Origin of the sequence: Priestia sp. J2 (assembly GCF_020790095.1) — a bacterium.
Classification (GTDB): Bacteria; Bacillota; Bacilli; order Bacillales; family Bacillaceae_H; genus Priestia; species Priestia zanthoxyli.
In genome coordinates this window covers 1,086,002-1,103,896 of the sequence record NZ_CP086208.1, presented here as the reverse complement: position 1 = coordinate 1,103,896, position 17,895 = coordinate 1,086,002, and the positions used below count along the sequence as shown (strand labels likewise).

Annotated in this window: 17 protein-coding genes; 2 read left to right on the top strand and 15 right to left on the bottom strand. The window is 35.2% G+C overall.

Annotation, left to right across the window (positions count from 1 at the left end; translation table 11 throughout):
* Positions 1-282: 282 nt before the first annotated feature.
* Positions 283-909 carry a GntR family transcriptional regulator gene (locus LJY09_RS05640; RefSeq protein ID WP_047751465.1) on the top strand — a complete coding sequence of 209 codons (627 nt, stop codon included), beginning with the start codon at positions 283-285 and terminating at the stop codon, positions 907-909.
* A gap of 24 nt (positions 910-933) precedes the next feature.
* Here LJY09_RS05640 and LJY09_RS05635 read toward each other — a convergent pair whose 3' ends face one another.
* The 6 genes from LJY09_RS05635 to LJY09_RS05610 all read right to left on the bottom strand — a co-directional run bounded on the left by LJY09_RS05635 (position 934) and on the right by LJY09_RS05610 (position 8,151).
* Positions 934-2,514, bottom strand: coding sequence for an FMN-binding glutamate synthase family protein (locus tag LJY09_RS05635; protein ID WP_228307573.1), 1,581 nt, complete (start codon positions 2,512-2,514; stop codon positions 934-936).
* Between the two features lie 43 nt (positions 2,515-2,557).
* Positions 2,558-4,279 carry a pyruvate oxidase gene (locus LJY09_RS05630; protein ID WP_228307571.1) on the bottom strand — a complete coding sequence of 574 codons (1,722 nt, stop codon included), beginning with the start codon at positions 4,277-4,279 and terminating at the stop codon, positions 2,558-2,560.
* 100 nt (positions 4,280-4,379) lie between these two features.
* Complete coding sequence (locus tag LJY09_RS05625) at positions 4,380-5,147, bottom strand: tyrosine-protein phosphatase (RefSeq protein WP_228307570.1); 768 nt, start codon at positions 5,145-5,147, stop codon at positions 4,380-4,382.
* 279 nt (positions 5,148-5,426) lie between these two features.
* The gene (locus tag LJY09_RS05620) at positions 5,427-6,164 is read right to left on the bottom strand and encodes a CpsB/CapC family capsule biosynthesis tyrosine phosphatase (RefSeq protein WP_228307568.1); all 738 of its coding nucleotides are present in this window, start codon (positions 6,162-6,164) and stop codon (positions 5,427-5,429) included.
* A 142-nt stretch (positions 6,165-6,306) separates the two neighbouring features.
* Complete coding sequence (locus tag LJY09_RS05615; protein WP_228307567.1) at positions 6,307-7,068, bottom strand: tyrosine-protein phosphatase; 762 nt, start codon at positions 7,066-7,068, stop codon at positions 6,307-6,309.
* 315 nt (positions 7,069-7,383) lie between these two features.
* Positions 7,384-8,151, bottom strand: a complete 768-nt coding sequence (locus tag LJY09_RS05610) for an SGNH/GDSL hydrolase family protein (protein ID WP_228307566.1) — start codon at positions 8,149-8,151, stop codon at positions 7,384-7,386.
* 178 nt (positions 8,152-8,329) lie between these two features.
* Between LJY09_RS05610 and LJY09_RS05605 the strand changes: the two genes are divergently transcribed.
* A complete protein-coding gene (locus LJY09_RS05605; protein ID WP_228307565.1) occupies positions 8,330-9,286 on the top strand; it encodes a polyisoprenyl-teichoic acid--peptidoglycan teichoic acid transferase TagU in 957 nt (318 codons plus the stop codon).
* Positions 9,287-9,337: 51 nt separating this feature from the next.
* Here LJY09_RS05605 and LJY09_RS05600 read toward each other — a convergent pair whose 3' ends face one another.
* From LJY09_RS05600 to LJY09_RS05560, 9 genes are all read right to left on the bottom strand, one after another.
* On the bottom strand, positions 9,338-10,048 hold the full coding sequence (locus tag LJY09_RS05600; RefSeq protein ID WP_228307564.1) for a CpsD/CapB family tyrosine-protein kinase: 711 nt from the start codon (positions 10,046-10,048) through the stop codon (positions 9,338-9,340).
* Positions 10,038-10,793 (bottom strand): YveK family protein, encoded by a 756-nt coding sequence (locus LJY09_RS05595; protein WP_228307563.1) that lies wholly within the window; start codon positions 10,791-10,793, stop codon positions 10,038-10,040. The genes LJY09_RS05600 and LJY09_RS05595 overlap by 11 nt, the downstream gene beginning before the upstream one ends.
* Positions 10,794-10,977: 184 nt before the next feature.
* Positions 10,978-11,502, bottom strand: a complete 525-nt coding sequence (locus LJY09_RS05590) for a KdsC family phosphatase (protein ID WP_228307562.1) — start codon at positions 11,500-11,502, stop codon at positions 10,978-10,980.
* Positions 11,495-12,487: a KpsF/GutQ family sugar-phosphate isomerase gene (locus LJY09_RS05585; RefSeq protein WP_228307561.1), complete on the bottom strand. Its 993-nt coding sequence runs from the start codon at positions 12,485-12,487 to the stop codon at positions 11,495-11,497. Before LJY09_RS05585 ends, LJY09_RS05590 begins: the two co-directional genes overlap by 8 nt.
* A 72-nt stretch (positions 12,488-12,559) precedes the next feature.
* The gene (kdsA, locus tag LJY09_RS05580; protein WP_228307560.1) at positions 12,560-13,351 is read right to left on the bottom strand and encodes a 3-deoxy-8-phosphooctulonate synthase; all 792 of its coding nucleotides are present in this window, start codon (positions 13,349-13,351) and stop codon (positions 12,560-12,562) included.
* On the bottom strand, positions 13,323-13,991 hold the full coding sequence (locus LJY09_RS05575; protein WP_177563429.1) for an acylneuraminate cytidylyltransferase family protein: 669 nt from the start codon (positions 13,989-13,991) through the stop codon (positions 13,323-13,325). Before LJY09_RS05575 ends, kdsA begins: the two co-directional genes overlap by 29 nt.
* Positions 13,992-14,001: 10 nt before the next feature.
* Positions 14,002-15,402, bottom strand: a complete 1,401-nt coding sequence (locus LJY09_RS05570) for an oligosaccharide flippase family protein (protein ID WP_228307559.1) — start codon at positions 15,400-15,402, stop codon at positions 14,002-14,004.
* Positions 15,392-16,756: an O-antigen polymerase gene (locus LJY09_RS05565; RefSeq protein ID WP_228307558.1), complete on the bottom strand. Its 1,365-nt coding sequence runs from the start codon at positions 16,754-16,756 to the stop codon at positions 15,392-15,394. The genes LJY09_RS05570 and LJY09_RS05565 overlap by 11 nt, the downstream gene beginning before the upstream one ends.
* A gap of 31 nt (positions 16,757-16,787) precedes the next feature.
* Complete coding sequence (locus LJY09_RS05560) at positions 16,788-17,879, bottom strand: alpha-2,8-polysialyltransferase family protein (protein WP_228307557.1); 1,092 nt, start codon at positions 17,877-17,879, stop codon at positions 16,788-16,790.
* Positions 17,880-17,895 lie beyond the last annotated feature (16 nt).

Below are 17,895 nucleotides of genomic sequence, written 5' to 3'. Positions count from 1 at the left end.
CCCCTTGTTGTATACGTTTTCAAATACGTTTTAAAAAATAATGTATACGTTAAAATATTTTTTGTATACATTTCTGATAATTTTGTATACACTCATCATATTCGCATTTTATTTATTTGTCTAGCCTTTTTTTAAATGAAATTTATTTCTAAAAGCGAAACTTTCCGTCCCACCTTTTCACAAGTTATAGTATGATTTGGGTATACGCGTACAAAATGATAAAAAATAAAGAGAGAAAGAGACGAGATTTTCTCGTGTCGAATGCTAGAGGTGAAGTAGAGTATGTTAAGAAATCAAGGTTCTCGTTCGTCTCATCACCCTTCTTATGAGATGATTCGAGATAAAATTTTAAACGGTGAGCTTGAAGGCGGTACAAAAATCGTCGAAGAAAAATTAGCGAGCGAGCTTGGATTCAGCCGAACGCCGATTCGTGATTCCATCAGACGCTTAGAATATGAAGGACTGATTGTCCGAAAAAAAGTGGTGTCGCCGACAGAAAAAGATTTGCGCAACTTGTTTGAAGTACGAATGCTGCTAGAAGGCTCAGCTTCTAAAGCTGCGGCAACTTTTTTATCTGATAACGAATTAGAAGAGTTAAAGGAATGCGTAGACATCGGAAGAAACGGCTCGTTTGAAGAAATCATGAGCGCCAATGAGCGTTTTCACGCTATTATTGTGAACGCAAGCAACAATGACGTAATGATTAACATCATCGACCGCATGCAGTCGATCATTTACTTGTTCCGTCATACCGTGGTTTTTTACAACCGCCCATTTTTAATTGACGAACACGAAGACATTTATAATGCTATTAAAGAACGCAATGCTGAAAAAGCTGAAGCGTTAATGCAAGAGCATCTTCAAAAAGACTTAGAGTTTTGCCTGCATTTACTTCAAAGAAGACAATAAAAAAGCTGCCGATTGGCAGCTTTTTTATACGTACATTTTTTCCTTTGTAGAAATATCAGCTAACTGTCCGCTGCTGTTTTTGAACACCACGTGTTTTTTTGAAAACTTCGTTGGCGAATCAATACCGGCAGCTGCGGCTAAATTAAACAATCCTTCACGTAATGACAGCACGTAATTGCACACGCGGTATGATTTCTCTTCAATAATAAGCGCTTTTTGCAGCTTCGGATCTGTTGTCGCTACGCCCACCGGGCACCTGTTGTTGTGGCACACTTGCGCTTGAATACAGCCAACAGAAAACATAAAGCCTCTGGCAATATTAACACAGTCGGCACCTAGCGATAAAGCCGTCGCAATTTTATCAGCCGTTAACAGCTTGCCGGATGCAAAAAGCTTCACTTCATCGCGAACGCCATACTTTTTAAGCAGTTCATCCACAAAAGGAAGTCCTGAAAACAGCGGTACCCCCGCTCCGTCCGCTAATTCTTGAAACGATGCGCCCGTTCCTCCTTCTGCTCCGTCGATCGTAATAAAATCAGGACCACTTCCTGTCTCTTTCATATACGCCGCCATTTCTTCAAGGTCATTTGTGTTTCCTACAACCATTTTAATGCCTACTGGCTTGCCGCCTACATCTCGAAGTTTTTCAATAAACTGGAACATTTCAGGATACGAAGCGAATTCTTTAAAACGGTTTGGACTGTCTACCGATTCTCCTGGCTTCAAGTTGCGGATTTCTGCAATTTCTTCCGTTACTTTTGAACCGTCTACGTGACCCCCTCTTGTTTTAGCTCCTTGCGCCAGCTTTATTTCAAACGCTTTAATTTGCTTCATTTCACTTTTCTTTTTAAATTCTTCCCATGAAAATTCGCCTTCTTTTGTCCGAACGCCAAAAAGCCCGGGCCCAATTTGAAAAATGATATCGACGTTTCCTTTTAAATGATACGGTGACAGGCCTCCTTCTCCCGTGTTCATCCACGTGCCGCCTGCTCGTCCTAATCCTAGTGATAAAGCGGTAATCGCATGGTCACCAAGCGCACCAAAGCTCATGCCTGATTGACCGATTAATCCTTTTACAACAAATGGATTTTTGCATGAAGGACCTATAACGACCGCCTCTTCATCTCGCAAATAAAACGGATCCGCTTCTTTTTCTTCACGGTGCTCTCTTCGGCTAAATAAGTTATCGGCGTCCATTTTATATACTTTCGTTTTAATTTTTTGCGTATTATCCGCTTTCATTTCGTCGCGCTGCTTTGGAAACACCGCGTTTCGAATATAGTAACCCGGTTCATTAAAATTACGTTCTGAGCCAAACCCCATCATTCGGTTGAGGTATTTACCTGACTTAACGGTTTGTTCATATTGATTTCTAGAAAACGGCTTGCCTTCGTTATTATTCAAAAATAAATACTGACGCAGTTCAGGCCCCATTTTCTCAAAAATATAGCGCATTTTCCCGAGCAGCGGATAGTTTCTCAAAACCGAATGCTCTTCTTGTTTTTCATCTTTCATCCAAAGAATAACAGCAATAATAACCGGCACTACAATCACAAGCATCATGACCGCACCAAAAATAAGTAAAATGATTTCAAACACTCCCATGATATCCCTCCTAAAAAGACTCTCCTATACGGAGAGTCACTGATTAAAGCATTCTGCTTAGTCCTTTACGAAGCGGCGGCATTTCGAGCTCGTGTTCTTTAAAGAACTTTTTCATGATGTGCTTCGAATAATTGGCCGCTTGTCCGAATGAAATTTTGCCTGGAAGCGGCGGTTCATCTGCGACAACGACATCAATCACTACAGGAACATTCGCAAGCGCTGCTTTTTCAAAAGCGGTTTCGAGCTCTTCGTATTTTTCAACGTGGTAGCCAATTCCTCCGCAAGATTCAGCGAACTTCGCAAAGTTCATTTCACCAAGCTGCGTTTGGTAATCCAAGTGACCTTGAATGGCTTGTTCATATTTAATCATGCCGATTTCACTGTTATTCAGCACCACTACGACAATTGGCAGCTTGTACTTCACAGCCGTTACAAAATCTTGCATGACCATCGTAAAGCCTCCGTCACCGCAAACGGCTACCGATTGTTTTTCAGGATGAGCAAGCTTTCCTGCAATAGCAGCCGGAAGTCCGCAGCCCATCGTTGCCAGCCAGCTTGAAATCACAAATTTTTGATTTGTCATGCGGAAATGTCTCGCCATCCATACCGTTACGTTCCCGACATCAACAGATACAATCGCATCATCATCAACGATTTTTTGCAGCTTAGGGATGACTTGCTGCGGCTTGATTGGCGTACTCACTTCGTTTTCTTCTTTTTCTACGTGCTTCCACCAGTTTTCCATATTAACTTGACACTCTTCTAAGAAACGGCGGTTTTCTTGATAATCTAAATTATGCGCAAGCTGCGACAGCGTCGTTTTCGAGTCTCCGACTAATCCAATCGATACAGGATAGCGTCTGCCGATTTGTGTGGCGTCAGAGTCCAGCTGAATCGCTTCAACCCCGTCCGGTAAAAACTCACGGTACGGAAACGATGTGCCCACCATAATCAATAAGTCGGTTTCTTCCATCGCTTCATACGCCGGCTTTGTCCCAATTTGCCCGAGTTGTCCTAGATTATAAGGATGATGATCAGGCAGTATTCCTTTACCCGGAAGCGTAAAGATAATCGGCGCCGCAATTTTCTCCGCGAACTGCGCTAACTCAAGCTTGGCGTGCTTTGCACCCGTTCCTGCTAAAATGACCGGTTTTTTTGCGTACTTAATGGCTAGAATCGCTTTAGCTACATCTTCAGGGTCACTGTGAGAAATGGATTTTGATACATTGGCAACTGGCGTTTTTTCATCAATTTTAATCGTTGAAGACGGAATATCATCTGGAATGACTAGAACCGCGACGCCTTTTTTCGCATAAGCCGTTCGAATGGCTTGCTGAAGCAGATGCGGAAATGATTCAGGCGAATCTACTCGGTGATTAAACACCGACACATCGTCAAAAACACGTTCTAAGTTCACTTCTTGAAACGATTCATTGCCAAGCTTCGCACGAGGCACCTGTCCGGCTAGCACTAGCACCGGGGCACCGTCTGCTTTAGCATCATACAAACCGTTTAACAGATGAATCGCACCCGGCCCTCCAATTGACAAACACACGCCGATTTTACCCGTGATTTTAGCGTAAGAAGATGCCGCAAGTGCACCTACTTCCTCGTGACGGACTTGAATGAATTCAATTTCATCTTTTTCACTTCGCAGATTGTCCATAAAATGATTGATGGAATCTCCCGGCATACCGAAAATGTGATCGATATTCCATTCCTTTAATACAGACATGGCTGCCTTTCCAGCTGTAGTTTTTATCATATTCAGTCTTCCTTTCTTTAACTTTGTTTCTATTCCATACCACAATGAAAGAAAGACAAAACAAGGGACTTTCCCGTTTTTATGGAAAAGTCCCTTGTTTTCAGCTAAATAATTTAAATAAACTAAATTTTTTCATCGGCTCAGGCTCTAATTGATGAACCGGACGACCGTCGATAATGGCTTCTGCATTTTCAATAAAAAAATAAAGTTCTGAAGCACCGTACATATCGGAAATATAATCATACGCTTTTGAAAGTGTATAGTCGTGGTAATTGCGAGCATGAACGCCAGAGGCAATCACGTGGGCTAAGCGGTATTTAATAAACGTACACGCCGCTTTTCGTTCTTTTTTTCCGTTTAAACCAAGAATACTAGCGGCGCTTAGCTGAACGAGTACGCCTTTTTTAACAAGCTCATATAAACGCTCAGGATGATCTCGGAAAATCGGATGGCATTCTGGTGAACGTAGAATAGGCAAAACGCCTTTTGTTAGAAGATCAGACAGTATCTTTTCAAAATAAGGTGAGACATCATATTCAGGCAGTGAAAGAAACAAATATTTATCGGTGTGATTAAGCGTAAGAAGCTGATTTCGCTCATAGTTTCGCAGAAGTTGAGGCGATAAAGGGACAAGCTGACCTGGTAATACTTGAAGAGGAATACATGAATTCGTGAGCCATTCATTAGCTGCATTCACATAGAGAAATAAATGGTGTTTCATAAACTCTTGATCGCTATCATAAAGCGGCGTCGCCACCACCGACTGAACCCCTTGATCCGCTAAGGAGCGTGCCATTTTCAAAAAGCCGTCTACTTCCTCAGGTCCGCTATCGATATTAGGCAATATGTACGTATGAATATCAATCACTTTATTTCCCTCCCTGCGCTTTGTATAGCTCTATTCTACGACGATTTTAAATGTGAAACTATGTATTCTTCTCGACATTTACCACCACGAACCCCGTAAAACCGCGCACTTTCCTGTCATCTACTTAACTAACAATATTTTACTATCACTCTATGTGAGAACGCAAACATAATTTGTAAAATAACTCCAAATAATAATGATAAAAGAAGGGATTGAAATAGGTCTTTGTATGCAAATACCCTGATTAAACAGAAGTTAATCAGGGTACAAAGGGAAAAGTTAAAAGATTCCTAGAAATTTTGTTTTTTTAGTGCGTACAGGGGGCAAAATTTGAATGCGTTGACCATTAAATGCAGCTTCAGCATTTTGCATTAGTAGCTGAGCCGTCTCAGCTCCTTTTTCTTTTACAATTACATCATAAGCCTCACGCAATGAATGCTGCTTGTAGTTGTCCAAACTTGCACCAGAGGCAATCACGTGAGCAAGATTATGTTCGATAAACTGCATCGCGGCTTTTTTGGCTGCTTTGCCGTTTCTTCCAACAATACTATCTGATGATAATTGTACAATAGCACCTTTTTTTACGAATTTATATAATCCATTTTTATGCTCTAAAAAGTATGGATGGCATTCAGGTTCGCTAATAATCGGAACAATTTCTTTTAACTGAATGTCGTATAACAGGTTTTTAAGGTAGGACGGTTCTTCTTGGGTCGGGATGGTTAGTATCATGTACTTCTCCTGTGAAGTGGGAACAGCTTGTTGCTCATGGTAAGATGCTGCAAATTCGCGAGTCGCTAACACTTCCGTTCCTTCTACAATTGTAAGAGGAATGTGGTTATCTTTTAACGTTTGGTTTGCTTCTTTTACATAGAGATAAAGAGCCGTATTTGTCTCTTTATCTAACGTCGTTGCTACTGCTTTTACACCTTGATTCACTAAATGTCTAGCCGCTTCTACAAATTGTTGTTTTCTACCTTCTGCTCTAGGTAGCATATGAGTATATATGTCAATCACAAAATCTTCTCCTTATATCTCTGCGATTATTATCTGGAAAGTCTTCTATACCGTTCATTATTTTAGCATACTTCTTTTACCAGAATAACAACCTTTGGAACCATAACAAAAAGCCTATTCATTACGAACAGGCTTATACAAATTAAAATATGCCTAGTATTCTTCCTTTTTTTATCCGCTCTGGCTGTTCTTTAAAAATAGCCTTACCTTCTAGGATATAATCCGCATTTTCCATGAACTTGTAAAGGATTTGTATACCAAACTGTTTAGACAAGATCTCGTGCGCTTTGGGCAATGCATAACGTTCGTACGTATCAACGCATACCCCTGATGCAACGACATGAGCGAGTCCACCGTTTATAAAGGAAAAAGCGGCTTTTTTCTCTTTACGACCATTTTGACCCGTTAAGCTGCCGGCAGACAACTGAACAATCGCTCCTTTTCTAACGAGTTCATACAAACGGGAAGGGTTGTCTAAAAATAAAGAGTGTCTTTCTGGTTCACTAATGATTGGAACCACGCCTTTTAGCTGAAGCTGATAAAGAAGTTGTTCCGTAGAGCTAACCGTATGTTCATTTGAAAGCTGTAAAAGCATGTACTTCGTGGTTTGATTAATAGTCATAACGACATTTTGTTCATATGCTTGAACAAGATGCTGGTGAATGATTGCCATATGTCCCGGCAAAATGGTAAGAGGAATAAAGGAATGCTGAAGGCTTTCATTAGCTGCGTCTATATGCGTAGAAATACTTACGGCATCAGCACCTTCAGTATCATACAGAGGAGCTGCCACGACAGCGGTTATACCTTGATTCACTAGTGACTTAGCCATTGCTAGAAAATCATTTGTATTGCGCGGCCCTTTGCCTACATTCGGCAAAATATTTGTATATAAATCTATCACAGCACATGCCCCCTTTAATAACGATAAGTATATCTAATCTTAATACTATTTTTAGGAATTTTCAATCTTTTAAAAGGTGGCTGCTTACCTTTTTACGTATAATTTACAAATTCCCCGTATTCACTATGTTATATGTTAGTAAAAGGGATTTTTTAGTATATAAAAGTTTGTCACAATGCTTTTCGTACCTCTAACAACATAAAATTCAAGTGAATTTCTTGCTTATTTCTCCTGAACATCAGTCATATGGTTTCCACTCTGTTTTTTAAAGTCGCATCCTAGCCTTTTATATAAAAAACCTGTCAAAAGACAGGTTTAAGATGCTGTAAAATATTTTTCTAAGTAGCTGCTCCACGCTTTATTACCTTCAGCAGTTGGAACACGCTGCTTCTCTACTACATAATCTAGTACTTTCTCTGATTTATAATCAGGCCATGCACTCCAATGGTTTACATACTCATAGCCATTCACTTTCGCATACTCAACTAGGGCCTCTGCTTCTTTTGGATAATTTGTAGCATTATAAATTGGCTGAGATGGTTGTAAAATCGTTACAAGATCTTTATCAGCAGCTGTTATATGAGACATAATCACATTCAAGTTATCCAGTGTATTTGTAATACCGACAACACCATTGTCATTTAATAAAAAAGGCTCAAACAACAGCACATCAGGCTTTTCTTTTATAATGTCTTTATAATCTTGATTGCGGACAAAGTCAAGCGTTGTTTCGTCTTTGTATTCTAGTACGCTCGTTTCTACAAGCGAACCGTATGTATGGTTTAGTGTTTGTTTTAACATTTCAGGCCAAGCCTTTGAGTCAGTAGACGTTGATTGTGAGCCTACAATTAATAGCTTCATCGGCTTTCCTGACGCCTCTGCTTTTTTTAACTTCTCTTTCACGGATCCTGGAAGATTCTCTGCGTAGTCTTCCCAATTCTTACTAGACACTTTACTAACGCTGTTACTTAATGTGCTTGTACTAGAAGCTTCTGCAGATGTCTGATGGTCCCAATACATTTTACCCGCGACTATAGTAACGATAAGCACAACGGCCGCACAGATGTTCACAAATATTTTCATAAATTAACTCCCTTATTCTTTTACTTGTCTTTCCATTATAATATATTTTTTACTGTTTTTTTATAAAAAATGATTAAAAATGCCATTTTTTTTGGTAAGATAGAAGAATAGTTGTGTATTTTGTCACATGATGAAGGACACGACCACTACATCTAAAAAATCGAAAAGGAAGATAAAAATGGAAACAGAACATGAAGTAAATCGCAGGAAAAAAAAGCGCAAGTCAAAAAAGAAAAAAGGATTTAAAATTGCTTTAGGTATTATACTTCTTCTTATTTTAGGCGTGGGGATTTACGGATATTCCGTATACAGCTCAGTAGCCAATACCTTTAATCGTACGCATGAACCACTAAGCCGTGATAAATCAGATAAACGCTCTGAAAAAGTAAGTCTAGCAAAACGTGATCCTATTTCAATTTTGCTTCTAGGAGTAGATCAACGAGGAGCTGACCGCGGACGTTCAGACTCACTTATGCTCCTAACAGTAAATCCTGATAAACAAGCGGTCAAAATGTTGAGTATTCCTCGTGATACGCGTACTGAAATTATCGGCAAAGGAAAAGAAGACAAAATCAATCATGCCTACGCATTTGGCGGAGTTGACATGTCCATTAAAACAGTAGAAAACTTTTTGAATATACCGATTGACTACTACATACAAGTAAACATGGAAAGCTTTAAAGACATTGTAGATGCAGTTGGCGGTGTTACCGTAAATAACACATTAGATTTCACCTATGAAGGACATCACTTTGAAAAAGGGAAACTCGAGTTAAACGGTGAAAAAGCTCTAAGTTATTCGCGTATGCGCTACGATGATCCACGCGGTGACTTTGGCCGTCAATCTCGCCAGCAGCAAATTATTCAAGCAGTTATCAATGAGGGCGCAAGCATCAAGTCTCTTACGAATTACGGAACTATCCTAGATGCAATTGGCGACAACGTTAAAACAAACTTAACGTTTGACGATATGAAAGAAATTCAATCGAACTACAAAGAAGCACGCAACAATGTTGAGCATATTCAAATGGATGGTACAGGCGGAAAAATGAACGGTGTTTATTACTACAACGTACCAGAGGCAGAACGAACAAAAGTTTCCAATGTATTAAAAGAAAATCTAAACTTAAACTAAAAAGAACCCCTCCAGCCGAAGCTGGAGGGGTTCTTTCAAGCGGACATACAATTAAACACCATAATAATAGTAGTAATCACTGCCTTCTTCCATTTTACGATTGTTCAACACGGCACCCAATACTTTCGCATTAGCTTTCAGCAAGAGCTCTTTTGCTCTTACTGCAGCTTCTTTATCGGTTTTACCACTGCTAACCACAAGAATTGAGCCGTCCACTTGATTCGCTAAAATCTGTGCATCTGCTACTGCCAAAACAGGAGGCGTATCAAATATAATCATATCGAACTCTTCTTTCATTTCTTTCAAAAGTTCCGTCATATTATTTGATGCAAGCAGTTCTGCCGGATTAGGAGGAATAGGACCGCTTGTAAGCAAAAACAACTCTGGTACTTCTGTTGCTTGAACAGCTTGTCCAAGCGTAGACTGTTTTGTTAATACATTCGTTAAGCCAACGTGGTTTTCTAAACGGAATGTATAATGAGAAGTCGGCTTACGTAGATCTGCATCGATTAACAACACTCGAAGCCCCTGCTGAGCGTAAACGGTTGCCAAATTCGAGGCTGTTGTTGACTTCCCTTCTCCGGGACCTGTTGACGTTAACATAATAGACTTAATGTCTTGTTCTGTATCTGAAAACTGAACATTGGTACGGATCGTACGGTACTGCTCAGCTACAGGGTCTTTAGGACTATTATGAGCCAGTAAACGACGTTTTAACGTCAGTAATTTATCATTTTTCTGGTCTTTTCGTTTACGAGCCATACGTTTCACCTCTTTGCGGAGCACGAGTATTTAGTGGTGGTCTTGCAGCTACGTTTGTTGCTTTAGGTACTTCTTTGATAATTGTAATAGCACCTATTACCGGAAGGTCAAGAATAGTTTCAATATCTTGCTCGGTTTTAATCGTATTATCTAAGTACTCTAGTAAGAAGGCTAGTCCCACTCCAACTATCAATCCCACCACAATCCCAATCACAATATTAAAAAGCGGCTGGGGTTTAACTGGTGAAACATTATCTTTTACTTCTGCTTTTGAAAGAATACTTACGTTATCAACTTTCATAATCTTGGAAACCTGTGTTTGAAACACTTCAGCTGTTTTATTAGCAATTTGAGTAGCTACTTGTGAAGATGGATCTTGTACAATTATTTCAACTACTTGAGAATTTGTTGCACTACTAACCGTAATTTGACTATTAAGAGCATCTACACTACGATCTAAGTTTAGCTCCTCTTTCACTTTATCTAAAATGGCTGGGCTTTTAATAATAACATTATAGGTATTTATTAATTGAATGTTCGTTTGTACTTCATTACCCGTATACAACTGCTGATCAGACTTTGTTTGATTAACAAGAATTTGAGTTTTTGACTCGTAAATAGGCGTAATAATAAAAAAACTAATGACTGCACTAATAATAGCAGCAATAATTGTAATTAACGCAATCAACCATAGGCGTTTTTTCAGCGTCTGAAACAACTCTTTCAAACTAATGCTTTCTTCCATGATGACCTCCGAATACTTAATAGAATCAAAACAATACAGACTACATTATAATAGACATGGATATATTTATCTATATTTTTTTCTTATTTATAGGATGTTTTTACAAAAAATAGATACTAATTTTTTTCTACAGACTTAATGACTAACATCTCGAAAATTAATATACTTATTAGTTATAAAATTATTATTGAATTATTTTTTTCTTGGTATCTAAGTAATCCATAATAAACTTATCATAATTGTTCTGTTCAGATAATATGAATTCAATCGCTTCTCTAACAGCCCCTCTTCCTCCACGAGCCTTAGTGACTTGGTTAACGTGTTTTTTTACAAACTCTACAGCATCATTTGGTGCAAATGAGAAGCCAACTTTCTTTATCACTGGAATATCATTAATATCGTCTCCGATAAAACACACCTCTTTTAAAGATATTCCTAATTTATAAGCGAGTTTATTTAATTCACTTTCTTTATCTTTTATAGACTGATAGACGTGAGTAATATTTAATTCGTTAGCTCTTAATGACACTGCATTAGAGAATCTACCTGTCATGATAGCAACTTCAATTCCAAAAAACTGTGCTAAGCCTATACCCATTCCATCTTTTACATTGAATTGTTTATATTCAGTTCCGTCAGATCCAATTAATAGGCTGCCATCTGTTAAAACTCCATCTACGTCAAGAATGATTAATTTAATATCAACCATTTAAGTTTAATCCCACCTTTGTAAGACTTTGAATATTAAGAATCCCCAACACATTATTAACTTCATCAACCACTGGTAATACATTAATGTTATTGCCCTCCATAAGCTTTAAAGCTTTAATAGCCAGTTGATTAGAACTTATTTTTATAGGTGAAGGATTATACAAATTTTCAACTTTTAAATTCAGTATATTTTCTCCTCTTGATAAAGCACGCCTTAGATCTCCATCAGTTAATATACCAATTAACTTATTAGAGTTATTTACTACCGAAATAGCTCCCAAACCCGTATCTGTCATTTTAAATATAATATCTTTTACATCTTCATGTATATAAGCTTTTGGATTTTTTTGTTCAATTTCTAAAATATCATTAACTGTAAGTAACAACTTTTTGCCTAAAGAGCCTCCTGGATGAAAAACCGCAAAATTTTCTGGTTTAAAGTCTCTAGCTTTTAATAACGAAATAGCAAGAGCATCTCCAATTGCTAATGTTAACGTAGTACTTGTAGTAGGAGCTAAACCTAAAGGACATGCTTCTCTGATTTTCCCGAAAGAGATGGTATAATCTGATTTTAAAGCAAGAGTAGAATTACTATTTCCTACAATTGAAATCAACCTAGCTCCTATAATATTTATGGATGGCAAAATACTTAAAACTTCATCAGATTCACCGCTATTAGATAGTGCAATTATTACATCTGATTTCGTTACCATACCTAGATCTCCGTGCAGGCCTTCTGTCGGATGCAAAAATAAAGAAGGTGTTCCAGTGCTTGCAAAAGTAGCAACCATTTTTCTACCTATAATTCCAGATTTACCAACACCCGTTATTATAACTCTCCCCTTACAATTTAATAATAAATCGATAATATCAATAAATTCATTAGAAATGTTGTCGCTAAATTCAATAATAGCTTCAGCTTCTTCTTTTAGAACTTTTTTTATATCTAATAAATACGTTTTATCTTCCTGTTTAGTTTGCATTTGATCACCTATTTGGATTATTTAAATAATCTTCGATAAAAAATAAAAAGCCCACATAGTGGCTTTTTATTTTTAATTGGCTGCATTATAAATTTTTATTAGTTTTTCAAGTACTGTCCGCACTTCACTTAATTTAACCATATTTGGACCATCTGATTTTGCATTATCTGGATCAGGGTGTACTTCCATAAATACTCCATCAACACCAACTGCCAAGGCAGCTTTCGCTAGATACTCCACATAGGCTCTATTTCCTCCAGTAGAATCTCCCTTTCCTCCTGGCTTTTGGACACTGTGAGTTGCATCAAAAATTACTGGATAACCAAACTTTTTAAGTTCAAGTAGTCCTGAAAAATCTACTACTAAGTTATTATATCCAAATGTAGTTCCTCTCTCACATAACATGATATTTTCAGAACCACTTTCTTGTAATTTATTCACAACGTTTTTCATATCCCATGGTGCTAAAAATTGTGCTTTTTTCACATTTACAATTTTCCCTGTCTTTGCAGCAGCTACTAATAAATCAGTTTGTCTACATAAAAACGCGGGTATTTGTAAAATGTCAACCACTTCTCCAACTGGTTCTGCTTGATAAGGTTCATGAATATCAGTAACTAATTTGACGTCATAAGTATCTTTTACTTTTTGTAATATTCTTAGTCCTTCTTCAAGGCCTGGACCTCTGTAAGAATGAATAGATGTACGATTAGCCTTATCAAATGAAGACTTGAAGTAAAATTCAATTCCTAAGTCGGAAGTAATTTCTTTCAATTCCTTAGCTACTTCCATTACTAAATTTTCATTTTCAATAACACAAGGTCCTGCAATTAATTTAAACATGTTGTTCTCTCCCATTTTCATTTAGTGTTTTAATCAATTTAAGTGCAAATTCATAATCTTCTTTTGTATCAATATCTACTGCTTCATATTCATCTATTTCCTGTATATAAGGATTAAATCCAATTCTCCTCTGATGCTTAGTAAAAACATCCTGTTTAAACATAAAAAATCCGCTTGTTTCTACATAGATAGGCTCAATATCTTGTGTTCTAGGTATATCATTTAAGTCATAATTAATAGGCTTATTGTCGAACCAGGCAAAAGTTTGAACTTTCTTTGCAGAGAAAGCTGAATCATAGTTGCTCTCAATCATTTTTAATAGTGCAGAACTGATAGTACTTGATTTTAAAAATGGTGATGTAGTATGAGCTAACACATAAATATCTGCATCAACTGTATCAATAAACGATTTATAAATATCAAAGCCTTTTACTAAGTCTCCGTCTAAGTTAGGATTTCGTTTTAAAAATTTAGCTTCCTTAGGTATATAGTTAATAATTTTTTCGTCACTACAATAAACGTAAACTTCATCAATTTGTTTTACATTTATTAACTCATTTATGACATGCCAGCATAATGGCTTATCTCCGAAAGGTAATATATTCTTATGTGGTAACCTCTGGCTATTAAGTTTAATTGGTACAAAAGCTACAGTTTTCATGATATTTCTCCTATCTAACATGTTTTAATGCTTGGTAAATATTATTTTTAAATACATATACATATAGCGCTAAAGAAATGGAATATATTATAAAGCTGATAGAAAAACTTAAAAACATATTCACAACAATGAATAAAACTACTAATAATATTTCTAAAAAAATAGTATAATTTTTTTTCACCTTTAATTTTTTTATTATAAACAATTCAAGCATTAATGATCTTAAACCTACAGCCAATAAAATTACCATTACAGTTCCATATAGGCTATTAAATACATACGCTGTCATGACAGATAGCATTAAACTTAATACAACAGATATAGTATTAATTAGTGCTAGTTTCTTTTCGTATCGTAGCAGTTTAAAATAAGTATTAAGCAATAAAGCTGTTTTACTTTCAAATACAAAAAAAGGAAATAAAATCATCAAAAATGCTATACTGGACTTGTAGTTAGGTAGCCAATAATTAACTAATATGGTTGCTGGAAAATATCCTAGCATCATTATAAATAAAATTGGTAATAATACCGTTCTAACATTCTTAAAAATTGATGGTTGGTATTCTGCAGCTACTTTTTTCAACATTGGAAATACTATTATTCCTATTGCGCTGATTACAATTAAAACCGCCTTTGAAATATTCAAAGCAAGAGAAACTTTTCCAAAGGTCTCAATGCTCCAATTATGTTCAATTATAAATTGAACTACACTCACAACTAATATACTTGATATATTAGCTATCATTATAAAAATTCCGCTCTTAAAATTTTTATAAAATTCATTAAAATTTTCTTTTAAAGAAGCTGCTTTGGTTTTCAATAAATCTCGACATACATATATGCCATAAGCTGCTGAAGTTGCCCTACCAATCAAATCGGCTAAAATAAAAACTGAGTAGGACCTTACACCAGCTAATATGAAAGCTACTAATAGCAGAGAAAATACCAATTTTTCTATAATTAAAATTATAGAGTATTCCTTAAATCTACTGGTTACTTGCATTAAAACATAAGTGAATATTTTTGGAATCATAAACATTATTGCAATAATAGCTATAAATATTGCATATTTCTTATTAACTTCTATAGGTAGTAAAAGCAGAATACCTAATAAAATTATAAACTGAATAACTCCAAAAACCATTAACGCCTTAAATTGACCTGAAAAGATAGATTTATCAATTTCCTCATAACTATTACCACTATACCTTAAATAGATTCCATCAATCCAACCAAAGTGCATATAAATAGTAAATCCTACTACTACCATATAATACTGAAAGTAACCAAAGTCAGATGTATTAAGTATTTTAGGTAATAACAACAATATTATTGCATTTAATAGAAATGTTATAATATTTGATGAAAATGTATAGGAGAAGTTCTTCAGGAAATTTTTTTTATTGACCATTTTTCAACACCTGATCGTGCACTTTATTTTTTTGTTCAAAGAGAATTACTCTCCCCATTCTTAGTAATAACAACATTATAATAAAATAAATGATTTGCTTAGTATAATTCAGAGATCCATAATACACAATATTGAACATTTGTGCTCCTATAAATATATAAATATATACATACATAGGACTAATATTTTTAGTTTTCATTCTTTCCAAAATCAAAAGTATAATTGATATTACTAACGAAACAATGAAAATCCCTACCTTACCAAAAGAAATATATGCTTCCGTTAAATAAAAAGCTCCAACAGTTACACCTGTTTGATAATAAGCTGTAGGATTAATATATTGCATTATGATTCCACTAACATTTAAGTGTTCATTTCCAGTTATGACTTTTGGAAGCAAATTCAAAAGGGTAGATAAATAAGTATTTGTTTCTGCACTAAAGGAATTATCGATTACGGCATTTAACGAGAAGAAAATATTTCTCTCATGCCCAAATAATAAACTATTACTGTTCTGACCATCTAAATATTGAGTTTTTATTAATATTAAAACCACATAGAATACTAACCCTATAATTCCAAGTTTGCAAACTGATTTTATAGAGACTCTTCTTTTATTAAGTACATACATAAAAAAAGATAAAGTACCTATCTGCACTAATAAAAATCTATATCCCTTAAATGCCATTATTAAAAATACTAATATATAACATCCTGAAACTATCCAAGTAGTTAACGAAATTAAATTATTTCTTTTTATGTTTTTCAATAAATCTTTGAACAAAAAAAGATATACTGAAATCATCATAATAAAAATCGGCAAAAAGGTTGTGTCAATAGTTTCTGCATAGTTTCTAGTAGAGAATACTTGGGCTTTTAAAATAAAGTAAGCTAAAAACAACACTGCAAATCCATTAAAAAATAATAATATGGGATTAAAATTATTAATTTTAAGATTTTGAGAGTGACTGAAGCTAAAAGTAGCTTTATTTTTGTTGGGCATTATCATTCCGAGTATCTGAACTATTCCTATAATGGCAAGAGACATTGCTATATACCTTAAGCTGATATTACTAACGTCGTCAATATTATAAGTAACTCTCCATGAATCTTCACTCAAATGCAATACTAAACTCCTTATGAGCATTACAGCCAATAATTCAGTAGTTAAAACTTCAAAGAGAAAAAAAAGATACATTTTTTTAAAGAAAGCATCAAATATACAAAATAACATACAAACTGTAAGAATACTATTTACTACTAGAGTATTAGTACCAGGAATTAACAACAATAGTAATGCCATTATTAAACCACTTAGAACATAAAGGTACTTTATTTTAATTTGAAAATTCATGTCTATGACTCCTAAATACAATTGTAAAGCTTTAAACAAGTTCTTCATATAATTGTTCTTTTGATTCTGGAATTGCTAGTTCACCCTTTCCATATTTTTGTTGCATTCTATCAATATACACTAGAAAGTCAGGCGTAATTAGCCTTGGTGTAGGTTTAATACATTTGAACAAAGCTATAGTTCTTATAGGCTCTTCGAAGAACGATTTACTGTTAATTGTACTTCCTGATGAGATAGTAATTAAAACTTTATCTCTAAAATCATTATTAAATTGGATAATTTCCCAAGGGACGTCTTTGACGGTGCTTACTTTATATCCGTGCTTACTAAATCTGTCTTGAGGATTTCTTGGGTGAAGCTTTAATGTAACGTTCTCTTTACCTAATATTTCAATGATTTCTTTAAAAATGTCATAATCAGGAATTGGCTCTTTTTCAACTACAAAGCTTTCTTCAAAAATAATGTACTTTGAGTTGAAATCATTTTTAGTATCATCATAACCGAATGTACTATTAATTACTTTTTTTAATTCTAAATCACACCTGGATAAACTTGGTATTTTTTTTAACTTATAATTATTTTTTTGTACATATAACTCCGGATCAAACAGATAAAGGTTTTGTATACTATCTACAATAGCAAATTTTTTATCTATTACTGAAATTAGACTTGTAATCTTCTCCAAAATCTTATAGTCATTCTGAATTGTATATGTACTATAACCTTCTTCATACCTATTACAGACTAACTTATTATTATTCTTCTTAATAGCTTTAAATAGTTGATTGGCAATTATATCAATGGTAGATATAAATAATTCATCATAATCAAGTGTGTCCAACGAAAATCTTTTTTTAACAGTTTGTTCATTTTCGAAAATTCGCAGTGTTTTAAAGACTTTTTTCGCTAAATTTCCACCTTTATATACATGCTTGACTGGTGAATGAATTACTTTATGAAAAATGTTTGTTTCACTTAAATTCCTACATATGACATTAGAATTGTTAGAGTAATCGGTAATAATAATATCGACATCTGAATCCTTTAGTACAGTCAACTTTAGTTGAATTGCACTCAACAACATAAAATAGGAATGACTTACAATCAATACTTTTTTTTTCATTATTATCCCTCAATTA